Source organism: Streptacidiphilus rugosus AM-16, assembly GCF_000744655.1.
Lineage (GTDB): Bacteria > Actinomycetota > Actinomycetes > Streptomycetales > Streptomycetaceae > Streptacidiphilus > Streptacidiphilus rugosus.
The window spans coordinates 2,670,608-2,687,734 of the sequence record NZ_JQMJ01000004.1 but is presented as its reverse complement, the minus strand read 5'-3'; the positions used below and the strand labels follow the sequence as shown (position 1 = coordinate 2,687,734).

Annotated in this window: 10 protein-coding genes; 4 read left to right on the top strand and 6 right to left on the bottom strand. The window is 73.5% G+C overall.

The features are described 5' to 3' along the window. Positions 1-28: 28 nt before the first annotated feature. The 6 genes from BS83_RS21240 to BS83_RS21215 all read right to left on the bottom strand — a co-directional run bounded on the left by BS83_RS21240 (position 29) and on the right by BS83_RS21215 (position 9,481). The gene (locus BS83_RS21240) at positions 29-1,381 is read right to left on the bottom strand and encodes a vWA domain-containing protein (RefSeq protein ID WP_037605219.1); all 1,353 of its coding nucleotides are present in this window, start codon (positions 1,379-1,381) and stop codon (positions 29-31) included. Positions 1,382-1,385: 4 nt separating this feature from the next. Continuing rightward, the gene (locus BS83_RS21235; RefSeq protein ID WP_084715025.1) at positions 1,386-3,050 is read right to left on the bottom strand and encodes a PP2C family serine/threonine-protein phosphatase; all 1,665 of its coding nucleotides are present in this window, start codon (positions 3,048-3,050) and stop codon (positions 1,386-1,388) included. An 8-nt stretch (positions 3,051-3,058) separates the two neighbouring features. Next, positions 3,059-5,689, bottom strand: coding sequence for a serine/threonine-protein kinase (locus BS83_RS21230; RefSeq protein WP_408641022.1), 2,631 nt, complete (start codon positions 5,687-5,689; stop codon positions 3,059-3,061). A 110-nt stretch (positions 5,690-5,799) separates the two neighbouring features. Continuing rightward, the gene (locus BS83_RS21225) at positions 5,800-7,131 is read right to left on the bottom strand and encodes a hypothetical protein (RefSeq protein WP_037605218.1); all 1,332 of its coding nucleotides are present in this window, start codon (positions 7,129-7,131) and stop codon (positions 5,800-5,802) included. Between the two features lie 119 nt (positions 7,132-7,250). Next, positions 7,251-8,207, bottom strand: a complete 957-nt coding sequence (locus tag BS83_RS21220) for a glutamate ABC transporter substrate-binding protein (RefSeq protein WP_051943511.1) — start codon at positions 8,205-8,207, stop codon at positions 7,251-7,253. Between the two features lie 14 nt (positions 8,208-8,221). Continuing rightward, the gene (locus BS83_RS21215; RefSeq protein ID WP_037605217.1) at positions 8,222-9,481 is read right to left on the bottom strand and encodes a hypothetical protein; all 1,260 of its coding nucleotides are present in this window, start codon (positions 9,479-9,481) and stop codon (positions 8,222-8,224) included. Positions 9,482-9,864: 383 nt separating this feature from the next. Here BS83_RS21215 and BS83_RS41995 point away from each other — a divergent pair, with 383 nt between their 5' ends. From BS83_RS41995 to BS83_RS21190, 4 genes are all read left to right on the top strand, one after another. After that, positions 9,865-10,299 carry a hypothetical protein gene (locus tag BS83_RS41995; RefSeq protein WP_051943507.1) on the top strand — a complete coding sequence of 145 codons (435 nt, stop codon included), beginning with the start codon at positions 9,865-9,867 and terminating at the stop codon, positions 10,297-10,299. 8 nt (positions 10,300-10,307) lie between these two features. After that, positions 10,308-11,318 (top strand): phosphate ABC transporter permease subunit PstC, encoded by a 1,011-nt coding sequence (gene pstC / locus BS83_RS21205; protein ID WP_037605216.1) that lies wholly within the window; start codon positions 10,308-10,310, stop codon positions 11,316-11,318. Between the two features lie 91 nt (positions 11,319-11,409). Then, a complete protein-coding gene (gene pstA, locus BS83_RS46565; protein WP_198035272.1) occupies positions 11,410-14,259 on the top strand; it encodes a phosphate ABC transporter permease PstA in 2,850 nt (949 codons plus the stop codon). After that, positions 14,256-17,015: a hypothetical protein gene (locus BS83_RS21190; protein ID WP_051943505.1), complete on the top strand. Its 2,760-nt coding sequence runs from the start codon at positions 14,256-14,258 to the stop codon at positions 17,013-17,015. Before pstA ends, BS83_RS21190 begins: the two co-directional genes overlap by 4 nt. Positions 17,016-17,127: the final 112 nt, after the last annotated feature.

Genomic DNA, 17,127 nt, shown 5'->3' with positions numbered 1-17,127 from the left:
CGGCGGTCGCGGTCGGGCGAAGACGCCGCTACTTCTTCACCCTGACGGTCTTGGTCGATCGGGTCTCGAGTGTCATCGAGTCCTCTTCGGACACATTCTTGCGGAAGCGAACCGTACCTTCCCGCGCGTCCACCACGTCGACCACCTTCGAGAGCAGCCTGAAGGTGTCCTCGTTGCCCGACGCGGCGGCCAGCTGGACCGCCTTGCCGAGCTTGGCGGTGGCATTGTCCAGGTCCCCGCGTCGGTGCGCGTCCAACCCCTCCTGGATCGCGCCGGCCAGTTCCGCCTGGCCGGTGTAGTGCGCGACCTGGGGGTTGATCTTCGTGGAGGCGTTCAGGTCGTCCGTCCAGACCGCCTTGACCAGGCCTTGCGAGAGTACCTCGCTGCTGCCGTCGGGCTGCGGGACGACCAGGCTGATCCGGCCGGCCAGCATCTCGTCGCCGACGCCGGCCGGGGGCACCTCGATGCAGACGTGGTAGTCCCGGCTCTCCTCGCCCCAGGAGCCGGTCGGGTAGTCGCCGGCCCGCGGTCCCGAGTCCTTGCGGCGGGCGGTGAGGTCCTCGACGGCCGGCGCGACCTGCTTGACGAACTTCACCCGGGCGTTGGCCGGGGTCCAGACCCGCAGGGCGACGTCGGCGACCTCCTTGCCCATCGCGTTCTCCATCATGGCCCGGAAGTCGTCGGCGAGACCGGAGGGGTCGGCGACGATGTCGACGGTGCCGAGCAGGACCGAGGAGATCCGGCGCAGCTCGGCGACCTCCCAGTCGGTCCCGACGCCGCGGCAGTCCGCGGTGAAGCGGCCCTGCACGTGGTCGAGGGTGCGCTGCAGCTGCTCCGGCTTCTCGTGCTCGTTGCGGCCGTCGGTGAGCAGGATCGCGTGACGGATGGTGATGTCCGGCCGGGTCGAGAAGACCTGGTCGGCCTTGGTCAGCCAGGTGCCGATCGCGGTGCCGCCGCCCGGGGTGAGCCGACGCAGCGACTGCTTGGCCTCCTCGCGGGTCCCGGGGCCGGAGACGGCCAGCTGCCCGCCGCCGGGGTAGACCTCCTTGGCCTCGTGCGTGCCGGCGACGACGGCGAAGGCCACGCCGTCGCGCACCGAGTCGATGGCGACGGCGGTGGCCTCGCGGGCGTTGCGGATCTTGGTGGGCGGGTAGTCCATCGAGCCGGAGCAGTCGACCGCGATGACCACGGCGGCGTCCGGGCCGTCGGCGAGGCCGAAGCCGGCGGGGCTGCCGGCGGCCGAGACCGAGGCGCCGGTGCCGCCGCCGGTCGAGGTGACCGTCACGATCGCGTTGACCTCGCTCGCCCCCTGGGCGAGGTACGCGTTCTGGAAGATGTCGACCGAGAACTGCGGGAAGTTGGACTTGGTGAGCCTGGCCATGGTGTCAGCTCTCCCCCTCGCGTAGCTGAATGGTGGGTGAATCGAGCGTCCCGACCGCCAGGGTCGCCGGGTGGTCCGGCTCCGAGGCGTCGACGCCTTCGACGCGGTCGATGGGCAGCAGGGCGACGGTGATGTTGTCGTGGCCGCCGCGGTCGCAGGCGTAGCGCACCAGCGTCTGCGCCGCCTGCAGCGGACGGGTGCGGGCGTCGGCCGGCACGACGGCGGCGAGGTCGGCGGCGGCCTCCAGGTAGTTCCACAGACCGTCGGTGCAGATCAGGACGGCGCCGGTGCTCTCGGGCACGAAGCTGACGGTGTGCGGCTCGACCTCGATCGCGTCGGCGCCGAGCCAGCCGGTGATCGCGTGGGCGCGGGGGTCGGCGAAGGCCTCGGCCTCCGACATCAGTCCGGCCTCGACCATCCTGGTCGCCCAGGAGTCGTCGACGGTCAGCCGGGTCGCGCCGCTGCGGTCGTCGGGCATCCAGTAGGCCCGGCTGTCGCCGACCCAGCCGACGGTGACCCGGCCCTCGGCGACGACGGCGCTGACGATGGTGCAGGCGGGGGAGTTGCGGCTGGGCTCGCGCTCGAACTCGTCCGCGAGCGCGTCGACGCGGGCGGCGGCGGCGAGGATGGCCTTCTCCATGGCCGTCTCCAGCGCCTCGCCCGACTCCAACTGCTCAAGCAGCGACTCGCTGGCGGAGTCGGCGGCGGCCTGGGAGGCCTCGTCGGGGCGGGTGGCGGAGGAGACGCCGTCGCAGACGACCGCGACGACGGCGGGCGCGCCGCCGGGCCGCGAGGTCGCGGCGACGGCGAAGGCGTCCTCGTTCCTGTGGTGCCGGTGCCCGCGGTCGCTCACCCCGCAGACGCCCGCGAGCGCCCGCTCCTGATGGTCCCTCGGCCGCGGCTGTGCTCGGCCGCAGACCTCGCAGTACCCGTCGGTGTCGATCCGCTGGGCCCCGCACCCGACACAGCGCGGCCCCTCCTCCGCGCCCTCGTCCTCACTGACGAGCACCGGCGCCGCCAACACGAAGTCCCCGGTCATCCCGGACCCCGCCGCAGCCCCCGCCGTGTCGCCACTCGGCCACCCACCCCCGCCGAGCGGATGCGCGGCGGTGGGCGCCGCCTGGCCGCCGGCATCGCCCGCGCCCAAGGCCACCCCGCCGGTCCGGCTCGCGTCCCCCGCCTGCCCGCCGTGCGCGCCTTCGCCACCGGGCCACTCAGCCGCGGCAGCGCCGCCGAGCGGGTGCCTGCCTGAGGACGCAGCCGGGATGCCGGCCTCGGCCACGACCGGCCGTCCGGTTCCGGCCTCGCCTTCGGCGAAGGCCACCCCGCCGGTCCGGCTCGCGTCCCCGGGCCACTCAGCCGCGGCAGCGCCGCCGAGCGGGTGTCCGCCCGCGGGCGCCGCCGGGCTCCCGCCCTCGGCCGCGCTCGTGCGGGCTGCCCCCGCGGGGGTGGCGGTGGCGGCCGGCCAGCCGGTGCCGCCGGCGTTCTCGGCGAAGCCCGTGGGTTCCGGTTCGGCCGGGCGGGTGGCCGGGATCGGGGGGAGGCCGGCGCGGGGGTCGGGGGTGGCGGCGCGGGCGGCGGCGAGGTCGATGCCGCATTCCTCGCAGTAACGGTCCGCCTCTGCGACCGGCTGGGCGCAGTTGGGGCAGGAAAGGGTCAGTTGGTCCATGCTCTCGATCACACCCAGGTCTTGGGGCGCGTGCGGTTGGCCCGCTCGACCCATGCGATTCGCTGTTCGGTACTGTCCGCCAGTCGCGCGAGCACGCGGTAGGACGCCTCAAGGGCGAACCGCAGGTCGCGCTCCTCCGCCGAGTGACCCAGCAGGGTCAGCGGCGCTCCCGCCGGCGCCGTGACGTCCGGGCGGCCGGCGAGGACCCAGCCGAGGGCCTTGCCGAGGACCTCGACCGAGAGCTCCTCCCGGCGTCGCGCGTCCAGGCCGAGGCCGTCCAGCTGGCGTGAGGACGCGTCGAGGTCCGCGCGGAGCGGCTCCTGCGCGGCGCGTTCGCGCAGCCGCGCGCGGACCGCCGCGACCCGCGCCGCGACGTAGTGCGTCGAGGCCTCGGGCACGGACTCCAGCGCCGCCACCGCGCCCGGCCGGTCGCCTGAGGCGAGCAGCACCCGGGCCAGCCCGAACGCCGCGCTCACGTAGGCCCGGTCCGTCGTCCAGACCAGCCGGTAGAACTCGGCCGCGTCCTCCCGCTCGCCCAGCGCCTCCGCGCAGACCCCGAGGGCCAGCTTCGGGGCCGCCTCGCCGGGGAACGCGTCGTAGACCGCGTCGAAGGCCTCGGCCGCGGCGGACAGCGCCGCCCGCGCCTCGGGGCCGCCTGGCTGCGCCGAGGCGACCAGCGCCGCCAGGCCGCGGTACCAGACCACCCGCCAGTCGTCGGGGAAGTCCGCGCTCAGCTCGTTCAGCGCCGCCTGCACCGCCGTCAGTCCGCCCTGCTCGATCACCGCGCGCAGGCCGCGCAGCCGCAGCTCGACGGAGTTGACCGGCGCGGTCTGCAGCGCCGTCAGCACCTCCTCGGGCGCCGTCGCCATCAGCGAGGCGAGGAAGCCGGCGTTCGGGTCGCCCGGGTCGATCCGCGGGACCGGCAGGGCCAGCGCCGCCGCCCTGGTGTCCAGCGGCAGCACCCTCGGCGCGGCGACCAGCCCGGCCGCGAGCGTCTGCGGCGGGCCCGCGACCGGCACGGCGACGGGAACGGCGGGCTGCGCCCTACGACCGCGCACGGACGCGGGCGGCTCCTCCAGCTCGGCGTGGACCAGATCGGTGTCCACGACCCGCAGTTCGGGCCCGAACAGGGTCGACAGCGCGGGGCGCGGGCGCTGGTCCTGAAGGGCCAGCACCTCCCGCAGCACGCCGGTCAGCTGTTCCGCCATCTCCTGCGCGGAGGCGAAGCGGCGTCCGGGGTCGGCGTCCGTCGCCCGCACCAGCAGCCGGTAGAAGGACTCGTAGCGGTCGAAGACCTCGACCTCCTCCGGGCCGGGCAGCGTGTCCCGGTAGACCGTGGAGAAGCCCTGGAAGTCGAAGCTCATCACCGCGAGCGCCCGTGCGACCGTGTAGAGGTCGGAGGCGGGGGAGACGCCGTCGGTGGCGATCTCGGGGGCCTGGTAGCCGATGGTGCCGTAGATCGCGCCGTCGTCGTCCTGGCGGCGCACCGCGCCCATGTCGATGATCTTCAGCTGGTCCTCGGACTGGATCACGTTGTCCAGCTTGAAGTCGCAGTAGATCAGGCCTCTGCTGTGCAGGTAGCCGAGGGCGGGGAGGGCCTCCAGCGCGTAGGCGATGGCCTGCTCGACCGGCAGCGGGTCGCGACGGCCGTCGGGTGTGCGCCGGGCGTCGGCGATGTCCTTGAGGGACTTGCCGCCCACGTAGTCCATGACGATGTAGCCGTCACGGGTGCCCTTGCGCGCGTCGGGGTGCTCGACGAAGTTGATGATGCGGACGATGTTGGGGTGGTCGACCTCGGCCAGGTAGCGGCGCTCGGCGATGGCGACCGCAAGCGCCTCCTCGTCACCGGTGTCCAGCAGGCCCTTCAGCACGACCCACTTGTCGTTGACACGCCGGTCGATGCCCAGGTAGATCCAGCCCAGACCGCCGTGGGCGAGGCAGCCGACCACCTCGTACTGGCCGCCGACCACATCGCCGGGGAAGAGCTTGGGGGTGAAGGAGTACTCGGTGCCGCACTTGCTGCAGAAGCCCTCGGTGCGCCCGGGCGCACCGTTGCGGGAACGCCCGACGGGCGACTCGCACTTGCTGCAGAAGCGCTTGCGCTCGGGCACCTCGGGGTTGGCCAGCACCGCCGCGCGCGGGTCGGGCCGCGGGATCGGCGGCACGGTGACCAGTCCGGCGCCGAGCTGGCCGCGGGTGCCCTGGCTGCTGGTGCGGGTGCTGCGCACCGAGACGGAGGTGCTGCGCCCGGTCCGCCCGGTCCGCGAACGGCCGGACAGCGAACGGGAACTGCGCGAGCTGCGGGAGGTCGAGCTGCTGCGGGTCACTCCCGAGGACTGCGCGGGGATGGAGGAGGCCGCGGTCGCCGGGAGCGGGGCGAGCCCGCACTCGGTGCAGTAGCCGTCGGCGTCGATGACGCCCGTCCCGGTGCAGTCGGGGCGGACGCAGGGCGCGCCCGGCCCCGTCGGAACCGCCGCCGGGGTCGCCACGGCCGGAGCGGATGCCCCGCCGCGCGCGCCGACCCCGGTCGCGACCGGGAGCGGGGCGAGCCCGCACTCGGTGCAGTAGCCGTCCTCGTCGATCACTCCCGTGCCGGTGCAGTCCGGCCGTGTGCACGGTACCGCGTTCATCCCCGCCATCCCCCTGCGGCCGGTGCCGCAAAAGTCGTCTGCCCGAGCTGCTTCGCTCGCCTGCTCTGTCCGGTCTGCCTGAGCTGTCCGTCTGTCATGATGCTTCCCCCAGTTGGCCGTCAGGCACCGTAGGGCCGTCCGTCACGTGGCCCGGGCGGGGCCGCGTGCTGTTGAACGGCGCGGAGCCCCTGCTGGTAGCGCTGGACCGCGTAGTCGGCGGCGCGCAGGTCGCAGGGGGCGCTCCAGAGCATCCGCCGGGCCTGGTCGTAGCGTTCGATCAGTTCCGGGTCCTCGGCGACGCCGAGTCGCGCCGCCATCGCCTTGTACGCGTCCAGCCGCCCGCGCAGTTCCGCGCGGACCGCGAGCGGCGCGGTGACCGCGGTCAGCGACTCCCTGGCCCGCTCCAGCTCGCGCAGCGAGGCCGCCTCCAGGGTGTCCAGCAGCGGAGCCAGCCGGTGCCACTGGCCGTGGGCCCGCAACTGGTCCGCCTGGGCCAGCCGTTCGCGCATGGCGCTGGCCGGGCCCGGCACGGTCGGCACCTCGGTCGCGGCGATCTTCGCCAGCACCTCGCCGCGCGCCCGGCGCGCCTCGGCCAGGGTGGCGTCCGCGCGGGCCAGCGTCTCGCCGACGCGCTCCAGCCGCTCGTCGGCGTCGTCGCGCAGCCGCAGCAGGTCGGTGAGCTCCAGCCGGATGTCGTCGACCGTCCTGGCGGCCCGGTCGTAGCGGCCGGTCTCGACCGTGCCGCCGACCGGGGCGCGGCCGTGGGGCGCGGCGCCGGCCGGGCGCGGGGTCCAGAAGGCGAGCGGATCGGAGACGACCTCGCTGCGCAGCGAGGCGAGTTCCTTGCCCATCTCCTGCAGCGCGTCGCCCGCCGGATGCTCGCCCGGGTGGACGCCGACCGAGCGGGCCAGCGCGTGGACCCGGCCGAGCTCGGCCAGCAGCAGGTCGATCCTGGCCGGCAGCGCGGACCAGACCGCGTCGGCGGCCGAGGCGATCTCGATGATCCGGCTGTACCAGTCGTTCATCCGCTCGACCAGCTCGGTCAGGCTGAACTGCTGGCTGAGCCGGGCGCCGCCGGTCAGCGAGTGGGAGGCCTCGGGGAGTTGGCTGCCGGAGATGGTGACCCCGCTGCCCCGCAGCAGCTCGGTCAGCTCGATCAGCTCGGACTGGCTGGGCCGGCTGCGCCGGGAACGCACCGCGCGGGCGGCGGCCAGCGCCTCCGCGTAGGTGTCGAACAGCGTCCAGAGCAGCTGGAGGCCGGGCTCGGCCGCGGACCAGCGCTCGCGGGTGCGGCCGGTCAGCTCCGCGCCCTCCAGCAGGCGTCGGCCGGGGTGGTCCTGCAACGCCAGCAGGGAGGCTTCGACGGCCTCGCGCTCGGTGCCGAGGCGGGCGAGTGCGCGGTCCACCTCCTCGCGGGTCATCACGGGACCGCCGGGTCCGGTCAACGCCATGCTTGCTTGTCTCCCTGAAGGTCGTGCCGTGGTCAGATTGTCAGATCCCGATCGCTCCGGGGGGATGCGGGGCCACACCTTGTCGGTTCCCTGACGGGGTCCGACCGGCGTGCTCGGTGTCAGGCCGTGTAGTGCGCCGACGGCGGGCTGCCGGCCCGCTTGGTGACGCCGTAGATCCAGGTCTGGTAGCTGGACTGCCAGCCGCCGTCGCTCTCGTAGCGCTGCAGCACGGCGTTGATCCGCGCGACCAGGTCGCGCGAGCCGAGCTTGACCGCGATGCCGTAGTACTCGCTGTCCAGCTCGGGACCGACCAGCTTGACGGACTCGTCCTGTGCCTTCTGGCCCGCGGCCAGCGCGCCGTCGGTGATGGTGGCGTCGACCTGTCCCAGCTGCATCAGCACCAGGCAGTCCAGCTGGTTGGCGACCGCGACCTCCTGGGACTTGTAGGGGCTGCCCTGCAACTGCTCCTCGGCGGTCGACCCCTTGGCGGTGCAGATCCGCCTGCCCTTGATCGTGTCGTTCAGGCCGGTGACCTCGGAGTTGCCGGGGACCAGCACCTGCTGGCCCGTCGTGTAGTACGGGGCCGAGAACGAGACGGACTTCTCCCGGTCGCAGGTGATGGTGAAGGTGCGCACCACCACGTCGACCAGGCCGCTCTGCAGGGCGGGGATCCGCTGGTCGGTCGGCACCGCGAGGAACTCGACGTCGTCGCGGCTGCCCAGGATGGACTGTGCGAGCGCGCGCACCAGATCGATGTCGAAGCCCTGCAGCTCGCCGGTGTTGGGGTCACGGAAGCCCCACTGGTAGCTGTTGGTGTCGATGCCCGCGATCAGCTTGCCGCGGCTCCTGATCCGCTGGACGTCCACCCCGCTGTCGTCGGTGCTGGGCGGCACGGTCGCCTGCTTGTCGCAGTTCGAGTCGCCGGGGGCGAGCTTGATCTGCAGCGGCGCGTCCGCGGTCACCCGCCCGGTCCCGGTCTCGGCCGCCGAACTGCCGGCGAACGCGAACCCGCCCAGCAGCAGCGCGGCCGTCACGGCCCAGACGCCCGGGCGGCGCAGCCAGTTGCCTGTCGTCATCTCTGCTCTCCCCCTTACCGGTACTCGGCCACGCGTCGGTTGATGCCGACCACGGCGCCCGCCGCGGCGAGCACGGCCAGCAGGCCCGCGCCCGGCGCCAGCAGCGAGGTCGCGCCGCGACCGCTGTCGGCGAGGCTGCGGAACTGCGCCTGCTCGTGGACGGCCGCGGCGTTGAGGCTGGTCTCGAGCGTGGTGAAGGCGGCGTTGATGGTGCTCCCGCCGCTGCCGATGGTGTCGTTCAGGGCGGTCTGGTAGTCGCCGCCCTGGTTGGCGCCACGGGCGGTGTCGTGCCTGGACTGCCAGTCGTGCCAGGAGGTGAGCGCCGCGCCGATCGCGCGCTGCGCGGTGGCGTCGTCCGAGGTCATGTGCTGCGCCTGGGGCAGGTAGCCGGACGTGCCGGCCAGCACCGCGCTCTCGGCGTCCCAGTTCTGTTCGTAGGTGGTGGTCGAACCGCGCGCGACCAGGTTGAGGTTCTCCGCGGCGCGGCACTTCAGCGCCTCGATGCCGGCCTGGTTGAGCACCTGCAGCGGGGTGGCCCCGCGCGTGTCGCTGTCCGACAGGTAGGAGGCGGCGACGCTCTGGCCGACCGCCAGCCACAGCAGCGCGACCGTCGCGCAGACGGTGGCGAGGACCAGGCCCGGGTTGAACACCCGGTTGGTCCTCCTGAACAGCCGCAGCTGCATCCGGACCAGCGCGGCCAGCAGCACCAGCCCGAGCCCGAGCGCGGCCCAGGGCAGCGAGCCTGCGGCGGCGTAGTCGTCGTGCAGGCGCTTGGTCTCCGCCTGGTAGAGGCTCTGCGCCTCGGTCAGCATCTGGTTCTGCAGCTGCCCGGAGGCGTACCGCAGGTAGGCGCCGCCGAGCGGCAGTCGCTGCCGGTCGTCGGCCTTGGCGGTCTCCACCAGCCCCGCGTAGACCGGGAGCTGGCTGTTGAGCAGCTGGATCGAGGCCTGGCCGGGGTCGCCGGGACCGGTCTGCGCGGCGGCCTGGGCCAGCAGCCGGGAGGCGGTGGCGATGTCGTTCGCGTACTGGGCGCGGACCGCGGCGGTCTCGTTGCCGGCCTGGAGGAATCCGGTGGCGGCGGTGGTGTCCGCGTCGGCGAGGGAACGGAAGATCTGGGCCGCGTCGTCGCTCAGCGGTTGACTGTGGTTGACCACGTTGTCGGCCGCCGTCGACCGCGAGCTCACCTGCCAGGCCGTCAACGCCCCGAACAGCAGGGCCAGCAGCGCCAGCAGCGTCGCCCCGGTCCGCAGTCTGCGCGGTGGAGTGCCCGCCAACGCGGCGACTGCCCGCTCTCTGGCCGGCCGTGCTCCCTTCGGACGCTCCTGTAGCGATGTCGCCACGCCGCGCGCCCCCTTCCCCCTCGAGTTTTCGTCGCAAGCAGTATGGCCGCCCGCCCGGACAGGCACACCATAGTTGCGGCGATCTTGAGGATTCGCGGCAGAGCTGTGACACAGCGGAAGGCTGAGGTCACAGCAGGTTCCGATCGATCGTCAACGGAGTTGACATGCCATCCGCGTGTACACAACTTCCTGACACCTCGGACGCTCTGCGTTCACCGTGTCCATGTCCGGCGTTCCCTGGCCCGTGTCTGTGAATCCGCCTGGAAGCCGGACCGTCTCCCTCGGCCGAACGCGGCCAGTGCGGGAGGAGGGGCACGGTGGGCAGAGCCAGATTCCTCATCGTCACCGGGACGGACCGGGACGGTGGCGGGGAGTCCGCGTGGTTCGGCTGGCGCCTGGTCGGCGCGAACAACCGCGAACTCGGCCGCAGCGCCGGGTTCTTCCCGCACCGGGAGGCCTGCGAGCAGGCCGTCGCCCGGCTGGGCGACAACCTCGAACGCGCGGTCCCCGTGGTCTACGCGGTCCGCCAGGACGCGCTCTGGCGCTGGCGGCTCGACCTCGACGGAGCGGAGGCGGCCAGGTCCGGCCGGGCGTACCACCGCCTCCGCGAGTGCCGCTACAACCTGGCCCACTTCCTCGCGGGCGTGCCGGCCGCCGGCGCGCGCCCCGGCGAACTGCCGGAACAGCGGCGGTCCGTGCGCCACGGTGGCCGGCCGCCGGGCGACCTGGCCCGACCGGCGGTGAACCGATGAGCGGCGACATGCGACCCACGAGCCCCGGCCCGGCCGGGAACCCGCAGCGACCGGTGCGACCCCCGGCCGGGACGGGCCTGTCCGACCGGCTCTTCCGCGGCGGCCTCCGCACCTCGGGCGCGCTGGTGCTCGCGGTGATGCTGGCCATCGGCACCTTCCTCGCGTACCAGGCCGCGCACGCGCTCAGGGTGGGCGGCTTCGCCTTCCTGACGACGCAGAACTGGGAGCCGGACGCCGGCCGCGGCCACTTCGGCATCGCGGCCGTGCTGGTCGGCACGATCCTGGTCGGCGTGCTGGCGGTCTCGCTGGCCCTGCCGATGGCCCTCTGTGCCGCGCTGTACATCTCCGAGTACGCGCCGAGGGGACTGCGGCAGTGGCTGATCACCGCCGTGGACCTGATGGCCGCGGTGCCCAGCGTGGTCTACGGCCTCTGGGGCTTCTTCTTCCTGGAGCAGCGGATGACCGGTCTGGCCCGGTGGATCTCCACCTACCTGGGCTGGATCCCGCTCTTCAAGGTCGACGGCGTCGACCCGCACGACCCGCTCGCCCCGGTCGCGGCGTACACCTCCTCGACCTTCATCGCGGGCACCGTGGTCGGCTTCATGATCACGCCGATCATGTGCTCGGTGATGCGCGAGGTCTTCGGCCAGGCGCCGCAGGGGGAGCGTGAGGGCGCCTACGCGCTCGGCGCGACCCGCTGGGGAGTGATCAGGTCGGTCGTGCTGCCGTACGGGCGCGGCGGAATCATCGGCGGCACGATGCTCGGCCTGGGCCGGGCGCTCGGCGAGACCATCACCGTCTACATGATCATCTCGATGGTCTTCGCCATCCAGCCGCATGTGCTGCAGAGCGGCGCGAGCACCGTCTCCGCACTGATCGCCCTGCACTACGGGGACTCCTCGCCGTTCGGCATCTCCGCCCTGATGGCCGCGGGGCTGGCCCTCTTCCTGATGACCCTGGTGGTCAACTTCGCCGCGTCCGCCGTGGTCGCCCGCAGTCGCTCCGGAGCCGCCTCGTGACCACCTCCGCCACGCCCGCCCCGCTGCCCGGCGCGCCCTCGCCCGACCCGGGCCCGCCGCGCCGACGGCGACCGCCGAACCCGGCACCACCGTGGTCGTCCGGGCCCCGCTTCCGCCCGGCGTCGCCCAGCAGCGCCGCAACCCCGGCGCCCTGAAGCCGCGCGACCTGTACGCCGTGGCCGGAGCGCTGGCGGGCGCGTTCGGGCTGACCACGCTGCTCTTCCGCTACCTGCTGCCGTTCAACGGCGCACTCGGCTTCGCCGTCACCGTCTGGCTCTGCTTCCTGGGCCTGTACGCGCTGCTGGTGGCCCAGGACGAGAACGGGCTGGCGGTCCGCGACCGGCTCGCGGCCGCCGTGGTGCACAGCGTGGCCGCACTGGTGCTGGTGGCGCTCGCGCTGATCATCGGCTACACCGCCTTCCGCAGCGCCGGGGCGCTGAGGCACGCCAACTTCTACACCCAGGACATGTCCTCGGCCGACTCGCTCACCCCGCTGACCACGGGAGGCGCGCTGCACGCCGTCGTCGGCTCGCTGGAGCAGATCGGCATCGCGCTGGTCATCACGGTCCCGCTCGGCATCGCCACGGCCGTCTTCCTGCTGGAGGTGCCGGGGGCGTTCGCCCGCTTCGTGCGCACCCTGGTCGAGGCGATGACGGCGCTGCCCTCGGTGCTGGCCGGACTCTTCATCTACGCGGTCTTCGTGCTGGTGCTCGGCTGGGGGCGCAGCGGCTTCGCAGCGGGCTGCGCGCTGTCGGTGATGATGCTGCCGATCATCATCCGGGCCGCGGACGTGGTCCTGCGGCTGGTGCCCGCCTCGCTCAAGGAGGCCTCCTACGCGCTGGGCGCGAGCCGCATCCGCACCACCTTGCGGGTGGTGCTGCCGACCGCCCGCTCGGGCCTGATGACCGCGGTGATCCTGGGCACCGCCCGGGGGATCGGCGAGACCTCGCCGGTGCTGCTGACCGCCGGATACAACAAGGCCTTCAACGCGAACCCCTTCGAGGGGCCGCAGGTGTCGCTGCCGCTGCTGGTCTTCACCCTGGTGCGGCTTCCCTCCAAGGCGCAGATCACCCGCGGGTTCGGCGCGGCGGCGGTGCTGCTGGTCGTCGTGGTCCTGCTCTTCCTCCTGGCCCGCATCGTCGGCGGCCGACCGGCCGGCGTGCTGACCGCAGGTCAGCAGCGCCGCAGGATCGCCGCCTCCGCCCGCCTGGCCGCCCGCTTCGCCCGGCTGGGCCCCCCACCCGTACCCGACAGGAAGGACCGCGGCGTGCGACGCCGACTCCTCGCCCGCCTGCGCCAGGGCGCCGCCCCCGCCGCGACGCTCACCGTGCTCGCGCTGCTGATGCTCGTCGTCGCCGCGCCGAAGGCCCTGGCCAGCAGCTTCGTGCCGATCTCCGGCGCCGGCTCCACCTGGAGCAGCAATGCCATGGACGCCTGGGCCACCAACGTCAAGCAGTACGGCATGCAGATCAACTTCGACGCCACCGGCTCCTCCGACGGCCGCTCCAAGTTCAAGAACGGAGCCGTCGACTTCGCGGTCTCCGAGATCCCGTACGGGGTGACCGACCAGGGCGTCTACGAGGCCCCGCCGTCGCGCAGGTTCGCCTACATGCCCATCGTCGCGGGCGGCACCGCGTTCATGTACAACCTGAAGATCAACGGGCATCGGGTGAACGACCTGCGGCTCTCCGGCGACACCATCGCCGGGATCTTCACGGGCACCATCACCCACTGGAACGACCCGGCGATCGCCGTCGACAATCCGGGGCTGAACCTGCCCGCCCGTCAGATCGTGCCGGTGGTCCGCTCCGACGGCTCGGGCACCACCGCCCAGCTCTCCACCTGGCTGAGCCAGCGCGAGCAGAGCAAGTGGGACGCCTACTGCGTCAAGGCGGGCCGCAGCGCGCCGTGCGGGATCACCTCCTTCTTCCCGGTCGTGAACGGCTCGGGCTTCATCGCACTGAGCGGCTCCCAGGGCGTCTCCGGCTTCGTCGCCCAGGACCAGAACGAGGGCTCGATCACCTACGTCGAGTACTCCTACGCGCTCAACACCGGGTTCCCGGTGGCCAAGATGCTCAACGCCGCGCACTACTACGTCGAACCGACCGCGGCCGCGGTCGCGGTCGGGCTGACCTCGGCGCAGATCAACGGCGACCTGACGCAGAAGCTCACCGGCGTCTACGACAGCACCGACCCGCGCACCTACCCGCTCTCCAGCTACAGCTACATGATCCTGCCGACCGCCCTGGAGAACGGCTTCAACCAGGACAAGGGCCGCACGCTGGGCGCCTTCGCCTACTACTTCCTGTGCCAGGGGCAGCAGCAGGCGCCCGCGCTGGGCTACTCGCCGCTGCCGATCAACCTGGTGCAGGCGGGCCTGACCCAGATCCGCCGGGTGCCGGGCGTGCAGGCGCAGAACATCACCATCAAGGACTGCAACAACCCGACCTTCTCCTCCAACGGCACCAACACCCTGGCCAAGACCGCACCGTATCCGCCCGCCTGCGACAAGCAGGGGAACACCGGCCAGTGCACCACCGGCACCGGCGGGGCCGGCGGCAACGGGGGTGCGGGTTCCGGGGGTTCGGGCGGGGGCGGCGCTGCGGGCGGCTCGGGTACCGGCGGGGCCGGCGGCAGCAGCGGGTCCGGTGGCACGAGCGGGGCCACTGCCGGAACCGGCGGGGGCGGGACGGCAGGGACCGGCGGCAACGGCGGCGCGGCCGCCTCCGGCGATCCGGGTCTCGTCGGCGGGTCGAGCGGGGGCTCGGGCTCCGGCGGCGGGGTGCAGGTCAACGCCGATCCGGTCGCCATCAGCGCCGCCTCCGGCAGCGCCTTCCAGGACACGCTGATGGCCCTGGCCGCGGCTCTTCTGGCCGGCGTGGTCGTGCTTCCCCCGCTCATCGCGCGTGGGCTCTACCGCCGCAGGGAGGACCAGCGATGATCCGTATCCGACGTGGCGCCGACACCGCCGCCCGCACCACAGCCCGCACCGCCGTGCCGACCGAGGTGCGGCCGCGGGCCAGGACCGCGGCGCGGGCGCTGCGGATCGGTCTGGTCGGCGCCGTGCTCGCCGCCGTCGCCGCCGGCGTGGTCACCTCGGGACCGTCCGGCGGGGCGGGCAGCGCCTCGGTCTCCCTGCCGGCTTCCGGCCCCTCGGTACGGGTCGACCCGGTCACCGGGCAGCCGGTGCCGCTCGACCCCGGCGGCGCGGCGTCCGGCTCGGCCGGCGGCGTAACGGGCGGTGGGGCCGACGCCGCCGGCCCGCTCACCACCGTGGGCAGCAGCGACGCACGGCTGCCGGGCAAGCCGACCCTGGTCAGCCCGGCCGCCTCCGGCTCGGCGGTCACCGTGCACGGCACCGGCCCGTTCGCCGGACTGTCGCTGACGGTCGCCCAGACCACGGACCTGGTCGACCAGGTGGTCAAGGTCAGCTGGACCGGCGGCAAGCCGACCCTGCCCAATCCGTCCAGCTTCGCGCAGGACTACCTGGAGCTGATGCAGTGCTGGGGGGACGCCGCCACCGGCCCCGACCGCACCCAGTGCCAGTACGGCGCCGACCGCGGCGACAGCCGGGGCGGCGCGTGGGTCCCCTCCCGCCAGCTCAACTACGGCGCCAACCTGGTGGACCAGCGCGAGCCGATCAAGCAGACCAAGCCCAACGTCAACGTCTACGTCCCCTTCCACGCCGTCAACGGCGTGACCGAGGACGGCTCGGTCAGCCAGTTCTTCGACCTGGGCTCCACCAACGAGGTGCCCTACGCGCCCACGCGCGCCGACGGTACCGGCCAGGTCTACTTCGAGACCGAGACCGGCATGGAGGCCCCCGGCCTCGGCTGCGGTCAGACGCCCGACAACCTCAAGGTGCCCCCGAAGGAGGGCCGCCGCTGCTGGCTGGTGGCGGTTCCGCGCGGCGAGCTGGACGTGGACGACAAGCCGCCGACCTCCAACTCCGGGCAGCTGCAGTCCTCCCCGCTGTCGACGAGCAACTGGCGTTACCGCATGGTGGTGCCGCTGCACTTCGCCCCGCTCGGCCTCAACTGCCCCATCGGCAGCGCCGAGCGGCTGACCTACGGCACCGAGATGGTGCAGGAGGCGGTCACCCGCTGGCAGCCGGTGCTCTGCCAGAAGACCGGTTCCATCTTCGGCTACACCAAGATCGACGACGATCTGGCCCGCGGCAAGCTGGTCAACGACGCCGACCCCGGCCTGGTCTACGTCGCGGACCCGGTCCCCGCCGACCAGCTGCCGGCCGGTCGCACGCCGGTCTACGCGCCGGTCGCCCTGTCCGGGGTGGCCATCGCCTTCGACGTGCAGAGCCAGTCCTACGCCAGCGCACCCCCCGAGGTGCGCAAACGCGAGGGCCAGCGCATCCCGAAGATCAACCTGACGCCGCGGCTGGTGGCCAAGCTGCTCACCCAGTCCTACCGGTACGCGGTCGGTTACGGCGCCGCCGACGTCCAGAACAACGCGCTCGACCTCACCACCGATCCGGACTTCCTCGCGCTCAATCCGGACTTCACGCCGCTGGCCTTCACCTCCAGGATCGCCGACATGCTGGTGCCGCTCGGCCAGTCCGACGCGGCCAGGCACCTGTGGGCCTGGGTCGCCGCGGACCCGGACGCGAAGGCGTTCCTGTCCGGCGCCAAGGACCCGTGGGGGATGACCGTCAACCCCAACTACACCGCGGGCACCCTCAACCTGCCGCGCGACGACTTCCCCAAGAGCGACCCCTACTGCCAGACCTTCCCCAACGACCCGAACAACCGCCCGCCGTGGTGCACGCTCGACGCGCACCCCTACGCCAACGACATGCACGACGCGGCCCGCTCGGCGGCGCGCGGCGACACCCTGTCCCGCTCCATCTGGGACGCCACCGCCACCCCGCCGCAGCTGAAGAAGGCCCCGCCGCAGCCGCAGGGACAGATCGGCATCCTCTCCGTCACCGACACCGCCACGGCGGCCCGCTACGGCCTGGACACCGCCGATCTGCGCAACGGGGCAGGCCAGTTCGTCGCACCCACGGCGGCGGCCATGCAGGCCGCCGAGTCGGCGATGACCCCGGTCGGCGCCACGGGGGTGCGGCTGCTGCCGCCCGCCGACAAGACCGCCGGCGCCTATCCGCTCACGATGGTCAGCTACGCGGCCACCGTGCCCTCGCTGCTCAGCGCCACGGAGCGCGGCGCTTTCGCCGGCCTGCTCCGCTACTCCGCCGGGCAGGGCCAGACGCCCGGCGTGCAGGCGGGCCAACTCGGGGACGGATACGTCCCCTTGCCGCAGACCCTGCGCGCCCAGGCCCTGACGGCGGCGCAGGCGATCGCCACCGGCGCGGGCGGGCGGGGAGCGGCGGGCGGCACCGGCGCCACGGCCGGCGCCGGAGGCTCCCACGGTACGGGGGGCGCCACGGGCTCGGCCGGCTCCGGCATCTCCGGAGGCGCTGCGGGCGGCGGGATCGGCGGCTCGTCCGGCGACACCTCCGGAGGGACGTCCGGCGGCTCCGCGGGCGGCTCCGGGGCGTCGCCCGGCACGAAGGTGGTGACCCTCGCGCCGAGCTCGCCCGCCGTCCAGAACGCGGCACGCACCGCGCGCACCTCCGTCGGCGCCTTCCAGTACCTCCTCCTGGTCCTGCTGCTGGTGGGACTCCTCGCCGCCGCCACCGGACCGGCCCTGTCGCGCTACCTGCCCGAGCGCCGTCGCTGACCACGTTCCGACCGCACCACCGCCGGACCCGCACCACCGCCGGACCCCGCACCTGCACCGCCGACGGCCGGAGTCCCCGGCCGTCCCTCTCCGCACCACCGTCGAAAGGGAA

Bases quoted from the DNA above. Each gene is read 5' to 3' on its own strand.
- BS83_RS21240 (WP_037605219.1), bottom strand. From the start codon at position 1,381: ATGGCCAGGCTCACCAAGTCCAACTTCCCGCAGTTCTCGGTCGACATC.
- BS83_RS21235 (WP_084715025.1), bottom strand. From the start codon at position 3,050: ATGGACCAACTGACCCTTTCCTGCCCCAACTGCGCCCAGCCGGTCGCA.
- BS83_RS21230 (WP_408641022.1), bottom strand. From the start codon at position 5,689: ATGGCGGGGATGAACGCGGTACCGTGCACACGGCCGGACTGCACCGGC.
- BS83_RS21225 (WP_037605218.1), bottom strand. From the start codon at position 7,131: ATGGCGTTGACCGGACCCGGCGGTCCCGTGATGACCCGCGAGGAGGTG.
- BS83_RS21220 (WP_051943511.1), bottom strand. From the start codon at position 8,207: ATGACGACAGGCAACTGGCTGCGCCGCCCGGGCGTCTGGGCCGTGACG.
- pstC (WP_037605216.1), top strand. From the start codon at position 10,308: ATGCGACCCACGAGCCCCGGCCCGGCCGGGAACCCGCAGCGACCGGTG.
- BS83_RS21190 (WP_051943505.1), top strand. From the start codon at position 14,256: ATGATCCGTATCCGACGTGGCGCCGACACCGCCGCCCGCACCACAGCC.